Genomic DNA, 22,750 nt, shown 5'->3' with positions numbered 1-22,750 from the left:
TCAGCCGAAGATGGCGGCGATGGCGTGGTCGAGGCTGTCGATGATGTCCGGATCGTCGGTGATCGGACGCACCATCGCCATCCGGCAGGCGTCGGCCGGGGCGACACCCTGGCCGATCAGGCTGGCCGCATAGACGATCAGGCGGGTTGAGATGCCTTCGTCGAGGCCGTGCCCCTTCAGCCGTCGGCCGGCCTGGGCTAGTTCGACGAGTTGCCCGGCGAGTTCCGGATCAATGCCGCTTTCGCTGCCGACGATGGCAGTTTCCAGGGCGGCGTCGGGATAGACGAACTGGAAAGCTGCGAAACGCTGCTTGGTCGACTGTTTGAGGTCCTTCATCAGGCTCTGATAGCCCGGGTTGTACGAGATCACCAACTGGAAGTCGGGGTGCGCCGCCACCAGTTCGCCTTTCTTGTCGAGCGGCAGCGTGCGCCGGTGATCAGTCAGCGGATGAATGACCACCAGGGTGTCCTGGCGCGCCTCGACGATTTCATCGAGGTAGCAGATGGCGCCGAGCCGCGCCGCCAGCGTCAGGGGGCCGTCCTGCCAGCGCGTGCCGCCGGCGTCGAGGAGAAAGCGACCGACCAGGTCAGCCGCTGTCATGTCCTCGTTGCAGGCCACCGTGAGCAGCGGCTTGCCGAGCTTCCAGGCCATGTATTCGACGAAACGCGACTTGCCGCAACCGGTCGGCCCCTTCAGCATGACTGGCAGGCGGGCGGCGTAAGCCGCCTCGTAGAGCGCGACTTCATTGCCTTGCGGCTGGTAGAAAGGTTGCTGGCGAACCTTGTAGCTTTCGGCTGTCGACATCGTCGTTACTCCGTGGGCAAGCGCTGCAGGTCACCGCAGAGGCGCAGAGAAAGACAGGAGGAAACCCGGGGGCAGGCCATTTGCCTTTTCTCTGCCTTCCTCTGCGCCCTCCGCGTCTCTGCGGTAAGGCTTTTGCCTGTGCTTGGTTACTTATGCACGCCGAGCTTTTCGCGCCAGCCCGGATAGATCTTGTCGGCATCGTTCGGGAAGGAGACGAAGGCGCGGGCGAATTCCGGATGTGCCTTGGCCCATTCGATCGGGTCGGCCTTGGCCTTCCAGCATTCGTAGGCCTGGCGCAGCGACTTGGCGCCGGCGGCCGGGCTGTCGATGTGGCCGTAGGCGCCGCCGCCCGCGGTGTTGATCACGTTGCCGTGGCCGAGGTTCTCGAAGAAACCGGGCAGGCGCAGCGCGTTCATGCCGCCGGAGATGATCGGTGTGGTCGGCTTCATGCCGTACCATTCCTGATGGTAGGCCGGGCCGGTGTAGCTGTCGCGCTCAATGATGTAGGCGATGGCGCGGTCGTCCTTGTCACCTTCCATCTTGCCGTAGCCCATGGTGCCGACGTGGATGCCGGAGGCGCCCTGCAGGCGGCTCATCTTGGCCAGCACGTAGGCGGTGTAGCCGCGTTTAGCCGAGGGCGAGGTGACGGCACCGTGGCCGGCGCGGTGGTAGTGCAGGTACTGGTTCGGGAACTGGCGACGGGCAGTGGTGATCATGCCCGGGCCGCCGACGTAGCCGTCGACCAGGAAAGCGACCTTGTCGGCATCCGGGCCGAAGGTTTCGAGGATGTATTCGCCGCGGGCGACCATTTCGTAGTGGTCGTCAGCCGTGATGTTGGCGGAGAAGATCTTGGCCTCGCCGGTTTCGTCCATCGCCCGCTTCATCGCGTCGTACACCAGCGGCATCACCTTCTTCATCGGCGCGAAGACCTGGTTGCCCTGCGGTTCGTCGTTCTTGATGAAATCGCCACCCAGCCAGAACTGGTAGGCGGCGGCAGCGAAGGGTTCGGGGCGCAGGCCGAGCTTGGGCTTGATGATGGTGCCGGCGATGTAGCCGCCATTGACGACCGGCCGGCCGAGGATGCGCCAGAGGTCGGAAATGTCCTTGGCCGGGCCGTCGAAGAGTTCGATCGCCCGGCGCGGCATGTAGAAGTCGTACATCTTGGCATGCTCGATGTCACCCATGCCCTGGTTGTTGCCGATGGTCAGCGTCAGGAAGGAAACCAGCATCATGCGGCCGTCGATGACGTTGCGATCGAAGAGGTCGATCGGGTAGGCGATGCGCATTTCCTCGGTCGCCTCGTCGATGTGGTAGACCAGCGCATCGACGCCCTTGGTGAATTCGTCGGTGGTGCAGACCTCGACGTTGGTACCGGTTGACGATTCTGCGGCAAAGTGTGCGGCAGCCTCGAGATAGCCGTAGCCGGCCTTCGGCTTCATTTTGTAGGCGCAAAGGATGTGGCGGCCACCGGCGATCAGGTCGTCTTCCCTGAGGCTGAGGTCGGCGTAGCGGTTGGATTGGTCCATCGTCTTGTCTCCGTGATTGGTTGTACGGTTTGCTGCTGCGATGGAAGGCATATTAGGAAGGGCGAAAGATAAATAACAGTCACGTATTTTTATTTCTTGCTTCAGCAAAAATTTACGATCGAAGCGTGGTGCCTGGGGAACTATTCCGGAAACTGGCAGACGAAAGCACTCCGATCAATTAAACCAATCTGCGGGGTTTTCATGGACCAACTGTCCTTCATCGGCGTCGGCTTTGCCGTCGCCATCTTCGGTCTGGCCTGCTTCATGTCCTTGAAGCTGGCCTCGAAGAAGGCTTATCACTGATCTGCCGGCGCCGGGATTTCCCGGCGTTTTTCATGGTGCAGGGGGAAAAAGGCTGGCTGGTGCGATCCCGGTCAGACTGTTGACGACCCGCCAGGCGCCACTGAAATCCTGCTCGCGCGTGTATTCGCCGCGGCAGACCAGGCAGCGCAGGCCGGCAGCGCGCGCCGCCTGCAGGCCATTGACCGAATCCTCGATCGCCAGACAGCTGGCGGCCGGCAAGGCCAGTCGTTCGAGCACCCAGTCATAGATATCCGGGGCCGGTTTCTTGGCCGGCACGACGTCACCGGCACCAATCACTTCGAACCACTCGGCAGCGTCCGGCGCCAGGCTGGCGTGTAGCAATGCCGCGACGTTTTCCGGCGAGGTCGTCGTCGCGATCGCCAGGCGCAGGCCGCTTGAGCGCGCCGCCTTGATCAGTTCGGCGACTCCCGGACGCAAGGGGATGGCCCCGGCGGCAACGCGGCGTACGTAGTGCGCGGTCTTGGTCTGGTGCAGGCGCTGGACCAGGTCGCCGAAATCCGTGGCGGCAGCCCGAGCTGGATCGTAAAGTTGGGCAAAATGCCGGATCCTTTCCTTGCCCCCGGTAACTTCGAGCAATTCCCCATACAGGTGCTCGTCCCAGTGCCAGGGCAGGCCGAGTTCGGCAAAGGCGGCGTTGAAGGCGGGCAGATGGCCGTCGCGTTCGGTTTCGGCGAGCGTGCCATCGACATCGAAGATCAGGGCGTGTGAAGTAGTCATGCTTGCCACGTTAGCGCAGCGCAGCGGTGGCGGCCAGTCAGAACTGCTGAATCGGCGACTCAGGATTGTTTAATCAGCAATGACTTACGAAATGATTAAAAAAAACTGACTAGGCCTTAATTCACAAGTAACTTATCTTGATCTCCAACACGGTAACAAACCAATGACTGGAGACATCATGCTATTCGGACGCACCACGCTCTCGAAATTCGTCATCGAGCACACCCGCGGTCAGCACAGTGACATGGGCGCCCTGTTGATCGACGTTGCAGCGGCGGTCAAAAGCATTTCGGCGCTGGTCGGCAAGGGGGCGCTGTCCGGCTTTTCCGGTTCGGCCGCGTCGACCAACGTGCAGGGCGAGGAACAGAAGAAGATTGACGTTCTCGCCAACGAGGCGGTCCTGCGCCACTGCGAATGGGGCGGCCAGCTTGCCGGCATGGCCTCGGAAGAAATGGACGAGGCCTACCCGATTCCCGAAGGCTATCCGCGCGGTCGTTACCTGCTGGTCTTCGATCCGCTCGACGGCTCGTCGAACAGCGACGTCAATGTCTCGGTTGGCACGATCTTCTCCATCCTGCAGCGCCCGCAGGCCGGCGATGCGGCGATCGGCGACTTCCTGCGCCCCGGTACCGAACAGGTGGCTGCCGGCTACGCCATATACGGCCCGGCGACCATGCTGGTGCTGACCGTCGGCACCGGTACCCATGGCTTCACGCTGGACCGCGAAAGCGGCAACTTCATCCTGACCCATGCCGACATCCGGGTGCCGGAAGCGACGCGGGAATTCGCCATCAACACCTCCAACGAACGTTTCTGGGAACCGCCGGTGCTGCGCTACGTCGCTGAATGCAAGGCGGGCAAGACCGGCGTGCGCGGGGTTGATTTCAACATGCGCTGGATTGCCTCGATGGTTGCCGAAGTGCATCGCATCCTGATGCGCGGCGGCATCTTCATGTACCCGAAGGACAACAAGGACCCGTCCAAGCCCGGTCGCCTGCGTCTGCTCTACGAAGCCAATCCGATGGCGATGCTGATCGAGCAGGCCGGCGGTGCCGCCAGTACCGGCCGTGGCCGCATCCTCGATGTGGCGCCGGACATGCTGCACCAGCGCGTACCGGTGATCCTCGGTTCGCGCGAGGAAGTCGAGCGACTGGAGCGCTATCACCAGGAATTCGACGCCGGCACCGACCGTCCCTTCGCTTCGCCGCTGTTCGCCGAACGCTCGTTGTTCCGCGACTAGACCACCGCATTTCATATCTCCGGGAGTTCCCGCCATGTCCGTCAAACATCCGATCATTGCCATCACCGGTTCGTCCGGCGCCGGCACCAGCACGGTGATGCAGAGTTTCCAGCACATCTTCCGGCGCGAAAAGATCAACGCCCAGATCGTCGAGGGCGATTCCTTCCATCGTTACGACCGCCTGTCGATGCGTGCCGAGATGAAGGCGCAGGGAGACAAGGGCAACGTCAACTTCAGCCACTTCGGTCCTGAAGCCAACCTGCTCGAGGAACTGCAGAATCTCTTCATCAGCTACGGCAAGAGCGGCACCGGCCAGGTTCGCAAGTATCTGCATGACGCCGGCGAAGCCGAGCCCTGGCAGCAGCAACCCGGCACCTTCACGCCCTGGCAGGACATTCCGGGCGACACCGACCTGATGTTCTACGAAGGCCTGCACGGCGCCTGGGCCGGCGGCGAGATCGATGTTGCCGCCCATGTCGACCTCTGTGTCGGCGTCGTGCCGATCATCAACCTGGAGTGGATCCAGAAACTGCACCGCGACCAGAAGATGCGCGGTTATTCCCGCGAGGCGGTGGTCGATACCATCCTGCGCCGGATGCCCGATTACGTGAACCACATCTGCTCGCAGTTCGGCCGCACCCACGTCAATTTCCAGCGCGTGCCGATCGTCGATACCTCCAACCCCTTCATCGCCCGCGATATTCCGTCGGCTGACGAAAGCATGGTGGTGATCCGCTTCGCCAACCCGAAGGGTATCGACTTCCAGTACCTGATCAACATGCTGCACGGTTCGATGATGACCCGTCCGAACACGCTGGTTGTTCCCGGCGGCAAGATGGGCCTGGCGATGCAGATGATCTTCACGCCGATGGTTCTGCGTCTGATGGACCAGAAGCGGCGCGCCTGAAGCGGCCGGAATTTTCAGCCATGGAGAGAAACATGACGACCACCACCTTCCGCCGCGAACTCGCCAACGCCCTGCGTTTCCTGGCCATTGACGCCGTCGAGCAGGCCAAGTCCGGCCACCCCGGCGCGCCGATGGGCATGGCAGACATTGCCGAAGTGCTCTGGCGCGACTACCTCAAGCACAATCCGGCCAACCCCCAGTGGGCCGACCGTGACCGCTTCGTGCTGTCGAACGGTCACGGCTCGATGCTGCTTTACGCACTGCTGCACCTGACCGGCTACGACCTGCCGCTCGATGAAATCAAGCGCTTCCGCCAGTTCGGCAGCAAGACCGCTGGTCACCCGGAAGTCCATCACACGCCGGGCGTCGAGACGACCACCGGGCCGCTCGGCCAGGGCATCAGCAACGCGGTCGGCATGGCGCTTGCCGAAAAGTTGCAGGCGCAGCGCTACAACCGCCCCGGTCACGAGATCGTCGATCACCGCACCTGGGTCTTCCTCGGCGACGGCTGCCTGATGGAGGGGATCAGCCACGAAGCCTGTGCGCTGGCCGGCGTCTGGGGCCTGGACAAGCTGGTCGCCTTCTGGGACGACAACGGCATCTCGATCGACGGCCATGTCGAAGGCTGGTTCCGCGATGACACCGCCGCCCGTTTCCGCGCCTACGGCTGGGACGTCATCGGTCCAATCGACGGTCATGATCCGATCGTCGTCGCCGCGGCGACGGCCGAGGCCCGCCAGTCGCGTGGCCGGCCGACGCTGATCATCTGCCGCACGCAGATTGGCTGGGGCTCGCCGAACAAGGCCGGCACGCACGACGTGCATGGCGCGCCGCTCGGCGCTGCGGAAATTGCCGCCACCCGTGCCACCCTCGGCTGGCCGCATGCACCGTTCGAAATTCCCGAAAACCTGCGCAGCGCCTGGGAGGCCCGTGCCAGCGGCGCGGCGGCGGAAGCTGCATGGCAGCAGCGCTTTGCCGCCTACCGCGCGGCCTACCCGGAACTCGCCGCCGAATTCGAGCGCACCCAGGCCGGCGGTCTGCCGGAAGCCTGGCCGGAGTTCCGCGCCGAACTGCTCGCCCAGGCTGCCGCCAAAACCGGCGGCATCGCCAGCCGCAAGTCGTCGCAGAACTGCCTCGATTTCCTGATTGACCGCGTTCCCGAACTGCTCGGTGGCTCGGCTGACCTGACCGGCTCCAACCTGACTGCCGGCAAGGGCAGTGTCGCCTGGCACGCCGCCGGCGAAAAGACGCCGAATTACATTTCCTACGGCGTCCGTGAATTCGGCATGAGCGCGATCATGAACGGTGTCGCGCTGCACGGCGGGCTGATCCCCTACGGCGGCACCTTCGCCGTCTTCTCCGATTATTCGCGCAACGCCATCCGCATGAGCGCGCTGATGCAGCAACGCGTCGTCCATGTGCTGACCCACGATTCGATCGGCCTCGGCGAGGACGGCCCGACGCACCAGCCGATCGAGCACGTCGGTAGCCTGCGCCTGATCCCCGGCCTTGACGTCTGGCGCCCCTGCGACGAACTGGAAACCGCCGTCGCCTGGACCGAGTCGCTGGAGCGCCGGGACGGCCCGAGCGCCCTCTTCCTGTCGCGGCAGAACCTCGAGCAATGCGGCAACCGGCCGGGACGGGCGGAAGAGATCGCCCGCGGCGGCTACGTCCTGCGCGAAGGCGAAGGTGCGTTGCAGGCTGTGATCATCGCCACCGGCTCGGAGATCGGCATTGCCCTGACCGCGCAGCGCGAACTCGCTGCCCAGGGGGTTGCCGTCCGTGTCGTCTCGATGCCCTGCTGCGAACGTTTCGACCGCCAGAAACCGGCCTGGAAGAAAGCGGTGCTGCCGCCCGAGGTGGTGCGCATCGCGATCGAGGCGGCGCATCCCGATCCCTGGCGCAAGTACGTCGGCCTGGTCGGCGAAGTGGTCGGCATCGAAACCTTCGGTGCTTCCGCGCCGGCCCCCGTCCTTTACGAACATTTCGGCCTGACCGCCGCCCATCTTGCCAGTGTCGTGGTCGAGACGATTGCCCGCGAAAGCGGCAGCGACGGCGATTTTTGAGCGGCTCGGCGAACAACGATTTCATAGATAAAACTCAGGAGACAATCCCATGCCTATCCGGGTAGCAATCAATGGCTTCGGCCGCATCGGCCGCATGGCTTTCCGTGCCATCGCCCAGGAAGCCGAATTCGCCGACCTCGAAGTGGTCGGTATCAACGACCTGCTCGACGCCGACTATCTTGCCTATCTGCTGACGCACGATTCGGTCCATGGCCGTTTCAGTGGCGAAGTTGTGGTCGACGGCAAGGATCTGCTGGTCAACGGCCGGCGCATCCGGCTCACCGCTGAACGCAATCCGGCCGACCTCAAGTGGGGCGAGCTGGGCGTCGATCTGGTGATCGAAGCCACCGGCTTCTTCCTCACCCTGGAAAGCTGTCAGGCGCACATCGCCGCCGGCGCACGCAAGGTGGTGCAGTCGGCGCCGTCGAAAGACGACACGCCGATGTTCGTCTATGGCGTCAATCATGAAACCTACGCCGGCCAGGCGATCCTTTCCGCCGCCTCGTGCACGACCAACTGCCTGGCGCCGGTGGCCAAGGTGCTCAACGACCGCTTCGGCATCAAGCGCGGCCTGATGAGCACGGTGCACGCGGCAACCGCCACCCAGAAAACGGTCGATGGTCCGTCCGGCAAGGACTGGCGCGGCGGTCGCGGCATCCTCGAGAACATCATCCCGTCCTCGACCGGCGCCGCCAAGGCCGTCGGCAAGGTGATCCCGGTGCTCAACGGGCGGCTGACCGGCATGGCCTTCCGCGTACCGACCTCAGACGTCTCGGTGGTCGACCTGACTGTCGAACTGGAAAAGGCCGCTTCCTACGCCGACATCTGCGCCGCCATGCGCGAAGCCTCGACCGGCGCACTCAAGGGCGTGCTGGCCTATACCGAAGATGCCGTGGTGTCGACCGACTTCCGCGGTTGCCCGCAGCCGTCGATCTTCGATGCCGGCGCCGGCATCGCCCTCGATCCCAGCTTCGTCAAGGTGGTTTCCTGGTACGACAACGAATACGGCTACACCTGCAACATGCTGCGCCTGGTGCGCCACGTGGCGGCCTGAGGGGAAAGCCGATGACGACTTTCCTGCGCATGAACGAGATCGACCTCGCCGGCAAGCGGGTGTTGATCCGTGCCGACCTCAACGTGCCGACCGACGACGCCGGGCGGATCACCGACGAGACGCGCATCGTCGCCTCGCTGGCGGCGATGCGCCTGGCGCTCGATGCCGGCGCGGCGGTGATGGTCACCTCGCACTTCGGGCGGCCCAAGGAAGGCGCGCTGCAGCCGGCCGATTCGCTGGCGCCGGTCGCCGAACGCCTGGCCGAAGCTCTCGGGCGGCCGGTGCCGCTGGTCAGGAACTGGCTGGCCGACGGCTGGGCCGTCAAGCCCGGGCAGATCGTCCTGCTTGAGAACTGTCGCGGCAATGTCGGCGAAAAGGCCGACGATCCGGCGCTCGCCGAGCGCATCGCGGCGCTCTGCGACGTCTATGTCAATGATGCCTTCGGTGCCGCCCACCGTGCCGAGGCGACCACCCACGGCGTCGCCCGCTTCGCCCCGGTGGCCTGTGCTGGCCCCCTGCTGGCGGCCGAACTGGACGCCCTCGGCCAGGCCTTCGAAGCACCGCGCCGGCCGCTGGTGGCGATCGTCGGCGGTTCCAAGGTGTCGACCAAGCTGTCGATCCTGCGTTCGCTCGCCAGCCGCGTCGATCGCCTGATCGTCGGCGGTGGCATTGCCAATACCTTCCTGCTCGCCGCCGGACACCCGATCGGCAAGTCGCTGGCCGAAGCTGACCTGGTCGACGAAGCGCGCGAAATCATGGCAATGATGACGGCGCGCGGCGCTTCGGTGCCGCTGCCGAGCGATGTCGTCGTCGCCCGCGAATTCTCGGCGACGGCAACCGCTACGCTGCGCGCGGTCGATGCCGTCGCGGCCGATGAAATGATCCTCGACGTCGGTCCGCAGACCAGCCGCCGGCTCGCCGAGGTCCTGCAGGACGCGCAGACGGTGGTGTGGAACGGTCCGCTCGGCGTCTTCGAGTTCCCGCAGTTCGCCAGCGGTACCGCTGCCTTGTCGCAGGCGATTGCCGAATCGTCCGCCTTCTCGGTAGCCGGCGGCGGCGACACGCTGGCGGCGATCGCCCAGTTCGGCGTCGGCGAGCGCATCGATTACATCTCCACCGGCGGTGGCGCCTTCCTCGAGTTTCTCGAAGGCAAGCCGCTGCCCGCAGTCGTCGCGCTCGAAGCGGCGGCCGTTCAACACGCTTCGCAAAAGGAAAACGCATGGCACTGATCTCGCTTCGTCAATTGCTCGACCACGCTGCCGAGCACGATTACGGCCTGCCGGCCTTCAACGTCAACAACATGGAGCAGATCCACGCCATCATGCAGGCGGCGGCGGCCTGCGACAGCCCGGTCATCCTGCAGGCTTCGGCCGGCGCCCGCAAATATGCCGGCGAGCCCTTCCTGCGCAAGCTGGTCGAAGCGGCGATCGAGCAGTACCCGGAGATTCCGGTCTGCCTGCACCAGGATCACGGCACCTCGCCGGCGGTCTGTCAGCAGTCGATGCGCAGCGGCTTCTCCAGTGTGATGATGGACGGCTCGCTCGGTGAAGACGGCAAGACGCCGACCACCTATGCCTACAACGTCGACACCACACGCAAGGTGGTCGAGATGGCGCACGCGATCGGTGTTTCGGTTGAAGGCGAACTCGGTTGCCTGGGCTCGCTGGAAACCGGCGAGGCCGGTGAGGAAGACGGCATCGGCGCCGCTGGCAAGCTTGATCATGCGCAAATGCTGACCGACCCGGAAGAGGCGGCCGACTTTGTCGCCAAAACCGGCGTCGATGCGCTGGCCATTGCCATCGGCACCAGCCACGGCGCCTACAAGTTCACCCGGCCGCCGACCGGCGAAATCCTCGCCATTGACCGCATCAAGGCGATCCACGCGCGGATTCCCAACACCCACTTGGTCATGCACGGCTCCTCCAGCGTGCCGCAGGAATGGCTGGCAGTGATCCGCCAGTACGGCGGCAACATCAAGGAAACCTACGGCGTGCCGGTCGAGGAAATCGTCGAAGGCATCCGCCACGGCGTGCGCAAGGTCAATATCGACACTGACATCCGGCTGGCGATGACCGGCGCGATGCGCAAGGCGATGGCCGAAAAGCCCGAGGAATTCGACCCCCGCGCCTTCCTCAAGGCTGCCGTCGTTGCCGCCCGCGACATCTGTCAACTGCGCTTCGAAGCTTTCGGCGCCGCCGGCCAGGCGAGCAAGATCAAGCCGCTGTCGCTGGAAAAGATGGCCGCCGCCTATCGCTGAACCGCTTTACCGAACTCTGCACGGCCCTTGCGTCGTTTTGACCCCGCTCGTCGGGGTCTTTTTTTCTCTTTCAGGAGGCTTTCCATGTCCGCCCGTGATTTCATCATCGCCCCGAGCATCCTCTCCGCCAACTTCGCCCGCCTGGGCGAGGAAGTGAGCAACGTCATCGCCGCTGGCGCCGACTGGATTCACTTCGACGTGATGGACAACCACTACGTCCCCAACCTGACCATCGGCCCGCTGGTCTGCGAGGCGATCCGGCCGTGCACGACGGCGCCGATCGACGTGCACCTGATGGTCAAGCCGGTCGACCGCATCATCCCGGATTTCGTCAAGGCCGGCGCCAACCTCATCACCTTCCATCCGGAAGCCTCCGAACACATCGACCGCAGCCTGTCGCTGATCCGCGACGGCGGCTGTCAGGCCGGCCTGGTCTTCAACCCGGCGACGCCGCTCGACCACCTCGACTACGTCATGGACAAGATCGACGTCGTCCTGCTGATGAGCGTCAACCCCGGTTTCGGCGGCCAGAAATTCATCCCCGGCACGCTGGCCAAGGCGCGCCAGGCCAGGGCCAAACTCGATGCCTACGAGCGCGACAGCGGCCGGCGCATCCGCCTCGAAATCGACGGCGGGGTCAATCCGGGTAATATTGCGCAGATCGCCAGCGCCGGCGTCGATGCCTTCGTCGCCGGCTCGGCGGTGTTCGGTGCCGGACGCGACGACGACCCGCACCGCTACGATACGATTATTGCCGCGCTGCGCGCGGCGCTCAAGGACCGCCCATGAAATTCCGCTCGATCACCTTCGATCTCGACGGCACCCTGCTTGACACCGTTGCCGACCTCGCCGAAGCCTGTCGCCTGATGCTCGCCGAACTCGGCCAGCCGCCGCGCAGCGAGGCGGAAATCCGGCGTTTCGTCGGGCGCGGCATGGCGGTGCTGGTCGAACGCTGCCTGACCCGGGAAGCAGCGCCCGATCCGGCGCTGCAGGCGCAGGGTATTGCCGCCTTCCAGCGCCACTACGCGGCGGTCAACGGACACCAGGCGCGGTTCTTCCCCGGCGTCCGCGAAGGCCTCGCCGCCTGGCACGCCACCGGCCTGCCGCTGGCCGTGGTGACCAACAAGCCGGCAGCGTTTACCGAAGTGCTGCTCGAGCGTACCGGCATTGCCCATTACTTCCAGGCCGTCGTCTCCGGCGACACGACGCCGCAGCGCAAGCCGCATCCGGCGCCACTGCTGCACGCCTGCGCAGCGCTCGGCTGCGCGCCGGCGGCCAACCTGCACATCGGCGACTCCAGGCACGACATCGAAACCGCCCGCAACGCCGGCTGTGCCGTCTATTGCGTGCCCTACGGCTACAACGAAGGCGAGCCGGTGCGTGCCGAGGATTGCGACGCCCTGGTCGCCGACCTGGTGGTCGCGCTGCGCCTGGCGCGCAGCGCCTGAAGCTCACGCAAAAAGCGAGTGAGCGTATTTCCTGATTGATTGCTGTCGGGGCTTGTCGGAGGACGAACGTCTCGGTTCGACCCGAAGCTGTAGTTGGCGGGGTGAAAAAGTTGTCGTTCAGGAACGTTTAGCTTGCAGGCGGTCCCGTCGACGCGATGTCTAGCCCTCACGCGGCACCGAGCACAGACTGAAGCGTTCTGGCACCAGAAGGCGAAAACAACCAGCCCAGCGCTCCGCAGTTGAGCACGACGGTGACCCAAAAGGTTGCTTGAAAGGAAGCCTTCGCCGACTTGTGCCGAAGCAGCCGCTGTGCAGCCAAGGCACCGGGCCAACCACCGAGAAGGGCGAACAAGTGCAACGTGTCTTCTTTAGTTCGCCATTGATTCCTTAAGGCGGCTGACTTGTCGAAGGCGTAAGCGAAGAAGGCCACGAGACTTGCAATAAGGTAGAGCGCGAGGACAGCGATAGGTAGGCGGCCGGCTACAACCGCGATAACGACAAAGACCAGAAAGCAAGCGGCAAAGATGGGAGGGATTTTACTGCGGCCCGGCGGAGCAGACGGAGTGGGCCGTTCACCGACAAACGCAACGGTATTGGCTTGGGCACGGCCCTTGGCATCAACCTTGAGTTCGTAGGTGACGATCGCGTTTCCCTCCGGCCGGCGCTGCCGATTGGAAAAGGAACTGATGTGTACGAAGACTTGCTCGCCACCCCCATTGGGCGTGATGAAGCCGAAGCCTTTGTCATCCTTCCATGTGGTTATACGACCTTGATAGCGCATGGCAATAGGATAAGAGGGCTAACAGTTATTCACGAGCAGAAACGTCCGGGGCATTGCTAATAATGCGGGCACGATTTGATCACTTGTAAGGTTCTGAATAACATGGAGATTATCCGATGCCGGTCTCCTTATCAATCAGCAATCATACGGGCAGAGCCAACGTCCGCTCTGTGACGCTTTCTTGAGAAAGCGCTACCGGCCGAACTCGGACATCGCCAAACCCAAGCAGTGTGATGCAGTTAAGTCGGTTCACGCGGCCAGCGACCATACGAAACAGCCACCCGCAGGTGGCTGTTTGGGGGCAGTCGTGAAAATCCGGCTTACCTGACGATCTGGTTCAGCTCGCCCTTGGCGTAACGTTCGGCCATCTTGTCCAGCGCCAGCGGCTTGATCTTGCTCGCCTGGCCGGCGCAGCCGAAGGCTTCGAAGCGGGCGAGGCAGATCTTCTTGGCGGCTTCGCGGGCCGGCTTGAGGTAGTCGCGGGGGTCGAACTTGCTCGGGTTTTCGACGAAATAACGGCGGATGGCGCCGGTCATCGCCAGGCGGATGTCGGTGTCGATGTTGACCTTGCGCACGCCGTGCTTGATGCCCTTGACGATTTCCTCGACCGGCACGCCGTAGGTTTCCTTCATGTCGCCACCGAATTCGCGGATTTCGGCGAGCAGTTCCTGCGGTACGCTGCTTGATCCGTGCATCACCAGGTGGGTGTTCGGGATGCGGGCGTGGATTTCGGCGATGCGGTCGATGGCCAGGATGTCGCCGGTCGGCTTCTTGGTGAATTTGTAGGCGCCGTGGCTGGTGCCGATGGCGATGGCGAGCGCGTCGCAGTTGGTCTGGCGGACGAAGTCGGCGGCTTGCTCGACGTCGGTCAGCAGTTGCTCGCGGGTCATCGTGCCTTCGGCGCCGTGGCCGTCTTCCTTGTCGCCCTTCATGGTTTCCAGCGAGCCGAGCACGCCTAGTTCGCCTTCGACCGAGACGCCGATGCTGTGCGCCAGCTCGGTCACCTTGCGGGTGACTTCGACGTTGTATTCGAAGCTGGCGACGGTCTTGCCGTCGGTTTCCAGCGAGCCGTCCATCATCACCGACGAGAAGCCGGAGCGGATCGCGCCCATGCACACGGCCGGGCTCTGGCCGTGGTCCTGGTGCATGACGATGGGAATGTGCGGGTAGGCTTCGAGTGCAGCGAGGATCTGGTGGCGCAGGAAAGGCTCGCCGGCGTATTTGCGGGCGCCGGCCGAGGCCTGCATGATCACCGGCGCGTCGAGCTGGGCGGCAGCTTCCATGATGGCCCAAACCTGCTCCATGTTATTGACGTTGAAGGCGGGCAGACCATAGTCGTGTTCGGCGGCATGGTCGAGCAGTTGGCGCAGGGATACGAGCGGCATGAGAACTCCTGGAAAGTTGGGTCGCTGAATTAACCGCGTATTTTATTACGGACGGGTGGCCAGATGCTCACCAACGCGCACGATCTTCAGTGTGTTGGTGCCGCCGCTGCTACCGATTGGTTCGCCGATGGTGAGCACGATCAGGTCGCCGCGTTCGACGATCCCGCGTTCGATGAGCAGGGTTTCGGCTTCCGCCAGCAACTGCTCGCGCTCGGTGTGCTGCTGCTGCATCAGCAGCGGGCGTACTTCGCGGTACAAGGCCATGCGGCCGATCGCGGTGGTGTCCGGGGTCAGCGCGTAGATCGGCACGCCACAGTTGAGGCGGCTCATCCACAGTGCGGTCGAGCCGGACTGGGTGAGCGCGGCAATCGCCTTGACTTCGAGGTGATGGGCGGTCCAGATCGCGGCCATGGCGATCGACTGGTCGATACGGGTGAACACCCGGTCGAGGAATTCGCGGTCGAGGGTGACTTCGGCCGAGCGCTCGGCTTCGACGCAGATGCGCGCCATCGATTCGACGGTTTCGACCGGATACTTGCCGGCGGCGGTTTCGGCCGACAGCATCACCGCGTCGGTACCGTCGAGGACGGCGTTGGCGACGTCCGACACCTCGGCGCGGGTCGGCACCGGCGAGTGGATCATCGACTCCATCATCTGCGTCGCGGTGATGGTCAGCTTGTTCTTGTCGCGTGCCATGCGGATCATCTTCTTCTGCAGCGCCGGCACCGCAGCGTCGCCGACTTCGACCGCGAGGTCGCCGCGGGCGACCATGACGCCATCGGAGGCGTCGAGGATTTCTGCCATGTTGGTGACTGCCTCGACCCGTTCGATCTTGGCGATCAGCACCGCCTCGCTACCGGCGGCGCGCAGCAGCTGGCGCGCCATGTACATGTCGGCGGCGCTCTTGGGGAAGGAGACGGCGACGAAATCGACGCCGATCTCGGCGGCGGTCTTGATGTCGTCCATGTCCTTGGCGGTCAGCGCCGGTGCGGTCAGGCCGCCACCCTGGCGGTTGATCCCCTTGTTGTTCGAGAGTTCGCCGCCGACCAGCACACGGGTATGGATTTCCGTGCCGCGTACCGCATCGACGGTCAGCTTCAGGCGGCCGTCGTCGAGCAGCAGGATGTCGCCGGGGACGACGTCCTTCGGCAGATCCTTGTAGTCGAGGCCGACCCGTTCCTGGTTGCCGAGCGGGCAGGCGGCGTCGAGGATGAAATGGGCGTCTGGGACGAGCGTGATGCGGTTGTTCTCGAACTTGCCGACGCGGATTTTCGGTCCCTGCAGGTCACCGAGGATGCCGACGACCCGGCCGTACTTGGCGGCGGCGGTACGGATGCCCTCGGCGCGCGCCTTGTGGTCGGCGGCGGTGCCGTGCGAGAAATTCATGCGGACGACGTCAATGCCGGCCTGCACCATGCGTTCCAGAACTTCCGGGGTGGATGAAGCGGGGCCGAGGGTGGCGACGATTTTGGTATGGCGGGTCATGTCTCTTCCTGTGATTGTTTTAGCGTTGGTGCCGATTCATTCTGGGCTCGGCGGATGACTGGCGTATTTCCGCAGTTCTTCTTCCATCCGGCCGAGCGGCAGGCCGAAATGGAACTGCTGTTCGAGCAGGCGTAGCAGCGGGAGCAATTGCTGGCCGGCGCTGCCCAGTTGTTCCTTGTCGTCTTGCTGGCGCAGCAGCGCCTCGATGCGGGCGAAGGGGTCGTCGGCCGGCGGGTCGCTGCTGACCACCTGGCCGCCCGGCGTCTGGCGGGCGAGTTCGAGCCGGTGCACGGCGATGTCGATCAACTGCGCCGCCGATTTGCCATGCTCCGTTGGCAGCGCGGCGAGGCCGGCGCTGACGGCGACTTGCAGCGTATCGCTGCCGATCCGGAGGCGGCGCTCGCCGAGGGCACTGCATACGCGTTGGGCGAAGGCAATTGCCGTCGCCGGGCTGGTGTCGAGCGAGGCGACGATGTAAATCGAGCCGCCCAGGTGGGCGATCAGGTCGCGTGGACCGAGCTTGCTGCGAATCACCCGCGCGAAGCGCTGGCCAATGTCGCGCATGACTGCCGCGCCGAAGCGCTCGCTGATCGCCGATTCGCTTTCCAGGCCGAAAGCGAGAACGCTGCCCGACCAGCTCTCCAGATCGGCAATTTCGGCCATCCGGTTGCACAGGTGGCGGCAGGCGTGGGTGCGCGTGCCGAAGGCTGTTTCGCCGTCGGCATCCTGCGCGGTGGCCTCGAGGTCCCAGTTCACCAGGCGGCCGATGCCGCGCCGGATCTCGTCGGCGCTGGCGCCGCGCACGATGAAGTCGCTGACGCCGCGTTCCTTGGCTGCTTCCCGGTTGGGCGCCGTTTCGTCCTGCGAGATGAGGAGGAAGAAGGGCAGGTCGGCGAGCCGGCGCAGGCGGTTCTGGCGTAGGCGCGACAGCAGTTCGTAACCGCTCAGGCGTGGCAGGCTGATGCTGGAGACGACGGCGACAATCGAGGCGTCGAGCACCAGCGTCTGCCAAGCCGATTCGCCGTCGCCTTCCTCGCGGATGTCGAAGTCGTCGCGCAGGAGTCTGACGAGCGCCGTCCTGGCTACCCGCGAAGGATCGGCGATCAGGATGCGGCGCTTGTCGCTCATCGTGTTCAACCCGCTGCGCGTTCTTCCAGCACGGCGATCGCCGGCAAGGTCTTGCCTTCGAGGAATTCCAGGAAGGCGCCGCCGCCGGTCGAGATGTAGCCGACGTCGTCAGCGATGTTGAACTTGGCGATGGCAGCCAGCGTATCGCCGCCGCCGGCGATCGAGAAGGCTTCCGAGTGGGCGATGGCGGAGGCCAGCATCTTGGTGCCGCCGGCGAACTGCGGCAACTCGAAGACGCCGACCGGGCCGTTCCAGACGATGGTGCCGGCGTTGGCGACGATCTCGGCAAGCTTGGCGGCGGACTTCGGGCCGATGTCGAGGATGCGGTCGTGGGCGCTGACGTCATCGATGCAGATCTTGTTGGCGCGGGCCAGGGCCGAAACTTCGTCGGCGACGACGACGTCGGTCGGCAGCGGCACTTCGGCGCCGCGTTCCTTCATGATGTCGATGATGGTGTGGGCTTCCTTGACCAGGTCGGGCTCGGCCAGCGATTCGCCGATGCGCTTGCCGGAGGCGAGCAGGAAGGTGTTGGCGATGCCGCCGCCGACGATCAACTGGTCAACCTTGTCGGCCAGCGAGCGCAGGATGGTCAGTTTGGACGACACCTTGGAACCGCCGACGATGGCGACCAGCGGGCGCTTCGGCGCGTGCAGGGCCTTGCCCAGGGCGTCGATCTCGGCACCCATCAGCACGCCGGCGCAGGCGACCGGTGCGTACTTGGCCATGCCGTGGGTGGTGGCTTCGGCGCGGTGGGCGGTGCCGAAGGCGTCATTGACGTAGATGTCGCACAGCTTGGCCATCTTCTGCGCCAGCTCGTCGTTGTTCTTCTTCTCGCCCTTGTTGACGCGGCAGTTTTCGAGCAGCACGACTTCGCCCGGCTTGACCTCGAAACCGCCATCAACCCAGTCGGCGACCAGGCGCACCGGCAGGTGCAGCATCTGGCCAAGGCGCACGGCGACCGGCATCAGGCTGTCTTCCGGGTTGAGCTGGCCTTCGCTCGGGCGACCGAGGTGCGAGGTGACCATCACCGCCGCGCCCTTTTCCAGGCAGTAGCGGATCGACGGCAGCGAGGCGCGGATGCGGGTGTCCTCGGTGATGTTGCCGGCTTCGTCCTGCGGCACGTTGAGGTCGGCGCGGATGAAAACGCGCTTGCCGGAAACATCGAGGTCAGTGAGCTTGATGACGTTCATGGTCTTCTCCAAAGGGTTATTGTCGGTAATCGGTCCAGTGTCGCGACCAGTGGTCGGCCACTTCGAGCATGCGGTTGGCGAATCCCCACTCGTTGTCGAACCAGACGAAGAGGTTCAGCAGGTGGCTGCCGACGGCGCGTGTCTGGCTGCCGTCGACGATGGCCGAGTGTGGATCGTGGTTGAAATCGATCGAGGCGTGCGCCTGGTCGGAACAGGCCAGGCGACCGCGTAGCGGGCCAGCGGCGGCGTCGGCGAGCAGCCGGTTGATGGTTTTCGCGGATACCGCCTGGCGGGTGTGGATGGTCAGGTCGATCGCCGAGACGTTCAGCGTCGGCACCCGGATCGCCTTGGCGTGCACGCGCCCGGCCAGTTGCGGCAACAGGCGTTCGACGCCGCGCGCCAGGCCGGTCGATACCGGGATGATCGACTGCATCGCCGAACGGGTGCGCCGCAGGTCGTCGTGGTGGTAGCCGTCGATCAGCGGCTGATCGTTCATCACCGAGTGCAGCGTGGTCAGCAGCGCCTGGTCGACGCCGATTTCGCGGTCGAGCAGGTCGAGCACCGGGACGATGGCGTTGGTCGTGCACGAGGCGGCTGAAACCAGGCGCTGGCTGCCGTTCAGGATGCCTTGGTTGATGCCGGCGACGATCGTTGCGTCCACGTCCTCGGCGCTGTGGCCGGGGTGCGAGAGGAGCAGGCGCGGGCAGCCGGCGGCCAGGAAACGGTTCAGCTCGTCGCGCCGGCCATAGACGCCGGAGCATTCGACCAGCAGGTCGATGCCGTGCTCGCTCCAGTCGACTTCCTCAGGCGTGCGCGCATGGCTGACGGCAATCGGCCGACCGTCGACGAAGAGGCGGGCTTCGCCGAGCCCGATTTCGGCCGGAAAGCGGCCATGCGTCGAGTCGTAACGGGTGAGGTAGGCGATGCTGTCGAGATTGGCCGGCTCGTTGATGGCGACCACTTCGAAACGCTGGCTATGCTGCGTTTCGTGCAGGGCGCGCAGGAAGCAGCGACCGATCCGGCCGTAGCCGTTGATGGCTAGGCGCAGTGGCGAGGAAATCGCGGAAGGGGGCGCTGACACGGCCGGTTTGGATGCAGGGATCAAAGTCGTGATTTTACCGTGATGCCGACTGAGTGGGCGGGGTAAACCGGTCAGGATGCCTGAATCCGGTGTGTACTTCCGCTGAGGCTTGCGTCAAATGAAAATCGCCGGGCATGCCGGCGATTTTCTCGGAAGCGACTTCGCTTACTTGGCGGCCATCCAGGCGCGGGCGGCGTCGAGCATGCGGCAGGAGTAGCCCCACTCGTTGTCGTACCAGGCCAGCACCTTGACCAGGGTCGAGCCGTCTTCGGCCTTGAGGACGCGGGTCTGCGTCGCGTCGAAGGTCGACGAGACGGTGGTGTGGTTGAAGTCGGACGACACCAGCGGCTCGGTGTTGACCGCCATGATGCCCTTCAGCGGGCCGTTGGCGGCGGCGGTCATCAGAGCGTTGATTTCGTCCTTGGTGGTGGCGCGCTCGGCGGTGAAGGTCAAATCAACGAGGGAAACGTTGATCGTCGGCACGCGCAGCGCGAAGCCGTCGAACTTGCCGACCAGCTGCGGCAGCACCAGGCCGACGGCCTTGGCGGCGCCGGTCTTGGTCGGGATGATGTTGGCGGCAGCGGCACGGGCGCGGCGCAGGTCCTTGTGGCGGACGTCCACCGTGACCTGGTCGTTGGTGTAGGCATGCACCGTGGTCATCAGGCCGGACTTGATGCCGATCGCGTCGGACAGCACCTTGGCTACCGGGGCCAGGCAGTTGGTGGTGCACGAGGCGTTGGAAACAACCGTCATCGCCTGGGTCAGGATGCTTTCGTTGACGCCCATGACGATGGTGCCGTCGACGTCGTCGCCGCCCGGGGCGGAGATCAGCACGCGCTTGGCGCCTTGTTCGAGCAGCGCCTGGGCCTTGGCCTTGGAGGTGTAAGCGCCGGTGCATTCGAGCAGGACGTCGACACCGTGGTCGGCCCAGTTGATGTCCTTGGGGTTCTTGGTCGAGTAGAAGGCGATCTTCTTGCCGTCGATGATGATGCAGTTCTCACCTTCGGTCTCGACGCTGGTCGTGAACCGGCCGTGCGTCGTGTCGTACTTCAGCAAGTGGGCGTTGGTCGCCAGGTCGCCGGAGGCGTTGATCGCGACAACGTCGAATTCGTTCTGCAATCCTTGTTCGTAAATGGCGCGCAGCGTGCAGCGACCGATACGACCGAAACCGTTGATTGCAACCTTGATAGCCATGGATCTATTTCCTCTCTGCATTGACGTTTTTGAAATCAGGACAACAGGCTTTTCGCCGTGGCGACGACGTTGCCGACGGTGAAGCCGAACATTTCGAACAACTGGCCGGCCGGTGCCGATTCGCCGAAGCGGTCGATGCCGATCACCGCACCGTGCAGGCCGACGTACTTGCGCCAGAAATCGGGATGCGCCGCTTCAATGGCGATGCGCTTCCTGCAGGCACCGAGTACCGAAGTCTTGTAGTCGTCGCTCTGGCGGTCGAAGACATTGCTGCAGGGCATCGACACGACGCGCGCGGCGATGCCTTCGCCGGCCAGCGCGGCCTGGGCGTCGAGCGCCAGCTTGACTTCGGAACCGGTGGCGATCAGGGTGATCTGCGCGTCGGCGTTTTCGGCCAGCACGTAGCCGCCACGGGCGATGTCGGCGTCAGCGGCATTCTGCGTCACCGTCGGCAGGTTCTGCCGTGACAGGGCGAGAAGGGTCGGGCCGTCCGCGCGTTCGACGCCCGAGATCCAGGCGATGGCAGTTTCGGTCGCGTCGGCCGGGCGCCAGACATCCAGATTCGGGATGATGCGCATCGACGGGATGTGCTCGACCGGCTGGTGGGTCGGGCCGTCCTCGCCGAGACCGATGGAGTCATGGGTGTAGACCATGATCTGGCGCTGCTTCATCAGCGCCGCCATGCGGATGCCGTTGCGCGCGTAATCCGAGAAGACCAGGAAGGTGGCGGTGTAGGGAATCAGGCCGCCGTGCAACGCCAGGCCGTTGGCGATCGCAGTCATGCCGAATTCACGGACGCCGTAGTAGCAGTAGTTGCCGCCGGCAGTCTTGGTGACGCCCTTGCTGCCCTTGACGAAGGTCAGGTTGGAACCGGCCAGGTCGGCCGAGCCGCCGAAGATTTCCGGCACCGCCGGGACCAGCGCGGCGATCGCGTTCTGCGAGGCCTTGCGGGTGGCGATGTTCTCGGCTTTCTCGCGGCAGGCGGCGAGGTAGCTGGCCTTGGTGTCTTCCCAGCTGGCCGGCAGTTGGCGCTGCATGACGCGGCGTTCGAACTCGGCGGCGAGTTCCGGGAATTCGGCCTGGTACTTGGCGAAACGACGCTGCCAGTTTTCCTCGAAGGCTGCGCCGCGCACCTTGCCGTTCCAGGCGGCGTAGACGTCGCCCGGGATTTCGAAGGGCGGGAAGTTCCAGCCGATGTAGGCGCGGGCAGCGGCGATCTCGTCCTTGCCGAGCGGCGCGCCGTGGCAGTCGTGGCTGCCCTGCTTGTTCGGCGAGCCGGCGCCGATCACGGTGCGGCAGCAGATCAGGCTGGGTTTGTCATGCACCGCCTTGGCGGCGAGCAAGGCGCGTTCGATGGCTTCCGGGTCGTGGCCGTCGACATTGGCGACGACGTGCCAGCCGTAGGCTTCGAAACGCTTCGGCGTGTCGTCGGTGAACCAGCCTTCGACGTGGCCGTCGATCGAAATGCCGTTGTCGTCCCAGAAAGCGATCAGCTTGCCCAGGCCGAGCGTGCCAGCGAGCGAGCAGGCTTCGTGCGAGACGCCTTCCATCAGGCAGCCGTCGCCGAGGAAGGTGTAGGTGTAGTGATTGACGATTTCGTGGCCGGGGCGGTTGAACTCGGCGGCCAGCACCTTTTCGGCCAGCGCGAAGCCGACGGCGTTGGTGATGCCCTGGCCGAGCGGCCCGGTGGTGGTTTCGACGCCCGGCGTGTAGCCGTATTCCGGGTGGCCCGGGGTCCTGGCGTGGAGCTGGCGGAAGTTCTTCAGGTCGTCAATGCTGAGGTCGTAGCCGGTCAGGTGCAGCAGCGCGTAAACCAGCATCGAGCCGTGGCCGTTCGACAGGATGAAGCGGTCGCGGTCGGGCCACGCCGGATTGGCCGGATTGTGGCGCAGGTGGCGCCGCCACAGGACTTCGGCGATTTCGGCCATGCCCATCGGCGCGCCCGGGTGACCGGAGTTGGCCTGCTGGACGGCGTCCATGGCGAGGGCGCGGATGGCGCCGGTCAGGGGGTTGAACTTGGGAGGAATGCTCACGCTCATGATCCGGAATCCAGCCTGCTGAAAAGCCGTAATTATCGGCGAAAAGCCGGCTTTTGGATAGCTGGCCAGCGGTTTACCGGTGCTTGTGGGGGCTATTCGCCGATCATCAACCCGCCTCTCAGGG

19 protein-coding genes are annotated in these 22,750 nt (G+C 64.6%); 8 read left to right on the top strand and 11 right to left on the bottom strand.

What is annotated here, in order from left to right:
- From ACE3OV_RS17565 to ACE3OV_RS17555, 3 genes are all read right to left on the bottom strand, one after another.
- Entirely contained in the window at positions 1 to 804 is an 804-nt protein-coding gene (locus ACE3OV_RS17565) for a CbbQ/NirQ/NorQ/GpvN family protein (RefSeq protein WP_374328794.1), read from the bottom strand.
- 146 nt (positions 805 to 950) lie between these two features.
- Positions 951 to 2,330: a ribulose-bisphosphate carboxylase gene (locus ACE3OV_RS17560; RefSeq protein WP_374328793.1), complete on the bottom strand. Its 1,380-nt coding sequence runs from the start codon at positions 2,328 to 2,330 to the stop codon at positions 951 to 953.
- 333 nt (positions 2,331 to 2,663) lie between these two features.
- Entirely contained in the window at positions 2,664 to 3,371 is a 708-nt protein-coding gene (locus tag ACE3OV_RS17555) for an HAD family hydrolase (RefSeq protein WP_374328792.1), read from the bottom strand.
- A 178-nt stretch (positions 3,372 to 3,549) separates the two neighbouring features.
- Between ACE3OV_RS17555 and ACE3OV_RS17550 the strand changes: the two genes are divergently transcribed.
- The 8 genes from ACE3OV_RS17550 (at position 3,550) to ACE3OV_RS17515 (ending at position 12,343) form a co-directional block, all read left to right on the top strand.
- A complete protein-coding gene (locus ACE3OV_RS17550; RefSeq protein ID WP_374328791.1) occupies positions 3,550 to 4,611 on the top strand; it encodes a class 1 fructose-bisphosphatase in 1,062 nt (353 codons plus the stop codon).
- Between the two features lie 34 nt (positions 4,612 to 4,645).
- Positions 4,646 to 5,518, top strand: a complete 873-nt coding sequence (locus ACE3OV_RS17545; RefSeq protein WP_374328790.1) for a phosphoribulokinase — start codon at positions 4,646 to 4,648, stop codon at positions 5,516 to 5,518.
- Positions 5,519 to 5,550: 32 nt separating this feature from the next.
- Positions 5,551 to 7,584 carry a transketolase gene (tkt, locus tag ACE3OV_RS17540; RefSeq protein WP_374328789.1) on the top strand — a complete coding sequence of 678 codons (2,034 nt, stop codon included), beginning with the start codon at positions 5,551 to 5,553 and terminating at the stop codon, positions 7,582 to 7,584.
- 49 nt (positions 7,585 to 7,633) lie between these two features.
- Positions 7,634 to 8,638: a type I glyceraldehyde-3-phosphate dehydrogenase gene (gene gap / locus ACE3OV_RS17535; protein ID WP_374328788.1), complete on the top strand. Its 1,005-nt coding sequence runs from the start codon at positions 7,634 to 7,636 to the stop codon at positions 8,636 to 8,638.
- An 11-nt stretch (positions 8,639 to 8,649) separates the two neighbouring features.
- Positions 8,650 to 9,867, top strand: coding sequence for a phosphoglycerate kinase (locus ACE3OV_RS17530; RefSeq protein ID WP_374328787.1), 1,218 nt, complete (start codon positions 8,650 to 8,652; stop codon positions 9,865 to 9,867).
- Positions 9,858 to 10,895: a class II fructose-bisphosphate aldolase gene (gene fba, locus ACE3OV_RS17525; protein ID WP_374328786.1), complete on the top strand. Its 1,038-nt coding sequence runs from the start codon at positions 9,858 to 9,860 to the stop codon at positions 10,893 to 10,895. The genes ACE3OV_RS17530 and fba (ACE3OV_RS17525) overlap by 10 nt, the downstream gene beginning before the upstream one ends.
- 84 nt (positions 10,896 to 10,979) lie before the next feature.
- Positions 10,980 to 11,684 (top strand): ribulose-phosphate 3-epimerase, encoded by a 705-nt coding sequence (gene rpe / locus ACE3OV_RS17520; protein ID WP_374328785.1) that lies wholly within the window; start codon positions 10,980 to 10,982, stop codon positions 11,682 to 11,684.
- A complete protein-coding gene (locus ACE3OV_RS17515; protein ID WP_374328784.1) occupies positions 11,681 to 12,343 on the top strand; it encodes a phosphoglycolate phosphatase in 663 nt (220 codons plus the stop codon). The genes rpe and ACE3OV_RS17515 overlap by 4 nt, the downstream gene beginning before the upstream one ends.
- A 166-nt stretch (positions 12,344 to 12,509) precedes the next feature.
- Here ACE3OV_RS17515 and ACE3OV_RS17510 read toward each other — a convergent pair whose 3' ends face one another.
- The 8 genes from ACE3OV_RS17510 to tkt (ACE3OV_RS17475) form a co-directional block, all read right to left on the bottom strand.
- A complete protein-coding gene (locus tag ACE3OV_RS17510; RefSeq protein ID WP_374328783.1) occupies positions 12,510 to 13,124 on the bottom strand; it encodes a DUF1294 domain-containing protein in 615 nt (204 codons plus the stop codon).
- A 320-nt stretch (positions 13,125 to 13,444) separates the two neighbouring features.
- Positions 13,445 to 14,509 carry a class II fructose-bisphosphate aldolase gene (fba, locus tag ACE3OV_RS17505; RefSeq protein WP_374328782.1) on the bottom strand — a complete coding sequence of 355 codons (1,065 nt, stop codon included), beginning with the start codon at positions 14,507 to 14,509 and terminating at the stop codon, positions 13,445 to 13,447.
- 45 nt (positions 14,510 to 14,554) lie between these two features.
- Positions 14,555 to 15,994 carry a pyruvate kinase gene (gene pyk / locus ACE3OV_RS17500; RefSeq protein ID WP_374328781.1) on the bottom strand — a complete coding sequence of 480 codons (1,440 nt, stop codon included), beginning with the start codon at positions 15,992 to 15,994 and terminating at the stop codon, positions 14,555 to 14,557.
- Positions 15,995 to 16,030: 36 nt separating this feature from the next.
- Positions 16,031 to 17,122 carry a diguanylate cyclase gene (locus ACE3OV_RS17495; protein ID WP_374328780.1) on the bottom strand — a complete coding sequence of 364 codons (1,092 nt, stop codon included), beginning with the start codon at positions 17,120 to 17,122 and terminating at the stop codon, positions 16,031 to 16,033.
- 5 nt (positions 17,123 to 17,127) lie between these two features.
- A complete protein-coding gene (locus tag ACE3OV_RS17490) occupies positions 17,128 to 18,312 on the bottom strand; it encodes a phosphoglycerate kinase (protein ID WP_374328779.1) in 1,185 nt (394 codons plus the stop codon).
- Positions 18,313 to 18,328: 16 nt separating this feature from the next.
- Positions 18,329 to 19,393 (bottom strand): type I glyceraldehyde-3-phosphate dehydrogenase, encoded by a 1,065-nt coding sequence (locus tag ACE3OV_RS17485; RefSeq protein ID WP_374328778.1) that lies wholly within the window; start codon positions 19,391 to 19,393, stop codon positions 18,329 to 18,331.
- A 165-nt stretch (positions 19,394 to 19,558) separates the two neighbouring features.
- Complete coding sequence (gap, locus tag ACE3OV_RS17480) at positions 19,559 to 20,587, bottom strand: type I glyceraldehyde-3-phosphate dehydrogenase (RefSeq protein WP_374328777.1); 1,029 nt, start codon at positions 20,585 to 20,587, stop codon at positions 19,559 to 19,561.
- 35 nt (positions 20,588 to 20,622) lie between these two features.
- Entirely contained in the window at positions 20,623 to 22,626 is a 2,004-nt protein-coding gene (tkt, locus tag ACE3OV_RS17475; RefSeq protein ID WP_374328776.1) for a transketolase, read from the bottom strand.
- Positions 22,627 to 22,750: the final 124 nt, after the last annotated feature.

Source organism: Azonexus sp. (assembly GCF_041909095.1).
GTDB lineage: Bacteria > Pseudomonadota > Gammaproteobacteria > Burkholderiales > Rhodocyclaceae > Azonexus.
This window is presented reverse-complemented; position numbering and strand designations above follow the sequence as displayed.

Excerpts from the sequence above, each read along its gene's own strand:
- ACE3OV_RS17545 (WP_374328790.1), top strand. The coding sequence starts at position 4,646 with ATGTCCGTCAAACATCCGATCATTGCCATCACCGGTTCGTCCGGCGCC.
- ACE3OV_RS17515 (WP_374328784.1), top strand. The coding sequence starts at position 11,681 with ATGAAATTCCGCTCGATCACCTTCGATCTCGACGGCACCCTGCTTGAC.
- pyk (WP_374328781.1), bottom strand. The coding sequence starts at position 15,994 with ATGACCCGCCATACCAAAATCGTCGCCACCCTCGGCCCCGCTTCATCC.
- ACE3OV_RS17560 (WP_374328793.1), bottom strand. The coding sequence starts at position 2,330 with ATGGACCAATCCAACCGCTACGCCGACCTCAGCCTCAGGGAAGACGAC.
- fba (WP_374328786.1), top strand. The coding sequence starts at position 9,858 with ATGGCACTGATCTCGCTTCGTCAATTGCTCGACCACGCTGCCGAGCAC.
- ACE3OV_RS17490 (WP_374328779.1), bottom strand. The coding sequence starts at position 18,312 with ATGAACGTCATCAAGCTCACTGACCTCGATGTTTCCGGCAAGCGCGTT.
- ACE3OV_RS17495 (WP_374328780.1), bottom strand. The coding sequence starts at position 17,122 with ATGAGCGACAAGCGCCGCATCCTGATCGCCGATCCTTCGCGGGTAGCC.
- tkt (WP_374328776.1), bottom strand. The coding sequence starts at position 22,626 with ATGAGCGTGAGCATTCCTCCCAAGTTCAACCCCCTGACCGGCGCCATC.
- rpe (WP_374328785.1), top strand. The coding sequence starts at position 10,980 with ATGTCCGCCCGTGATTTCATCATCGCCCCGAGCATCCTCTCCGCCAAC.
- ACE3OV_RS17555 (WP_374328792.1), bottom strand. The coding sequence starts at position 3,371 with ATGACTACTTCACACGCCCTGATCTTCGATGTCGATGGCACGCTCGCC.
- tkt (WP_374328789.1), top strand. The coding sequence starts at position 5,551 with ATGACGACCACCACCTTCCGCCGCGAACTCGCCAACGCCCTGCGTTTC.
- gap (WP_374328788.1), top strand. The coding sequence starts at position 7,634 with ATGCCTATCCGGGTAGCAATCAATGGCTTCGGCCGCATCGGCCGCATG.
- ACE3OV_RS17530 (WP_374328787.1), top strand. The coding sequence starts at position 8,650 with ATGACGACTTTCCTGCGCATGAACGAGATCGACCTCGCCGGCAAGCGG.
- ACE3OV_RS17565 (WP_374328794.1), bottom strand. The coding sequence starts at position 804 with ATGTCGACAGCCGAAAGCTACAAGGTTCGCCAGCAACCTTTCTACCAG.
- fba (WP_374328782.1), bottom strand. The coding sequence starts at position 14,509 with ATGCCGCTCGTATCCCTGCGCCAACTGCTCGACCATGCCGCCGAACAC.
- ACE3OV_RS17510 (WP_374328783.1), bottom strand. The coding sequence starts at position 13,124 with ATGCGCTATCAAGGTCGTATAACCACATGGAAGGATGACAAAGGCTTC.
- gap (WP_374328777.1), bottom strand. The coding sequence starts at position 20,587 with ATGGCTATCAAGGTTGCAATCAACGGTTTCGGTCGTATCGGTCGCTGC.
- ACE3OV_RS17550 (WP_374328791.1), top strand. The coding sequence starts at position 3,550 with ATGCTATTCGGACGCACCACGCTCTCGAAATTCGTCATCGAGCACACC.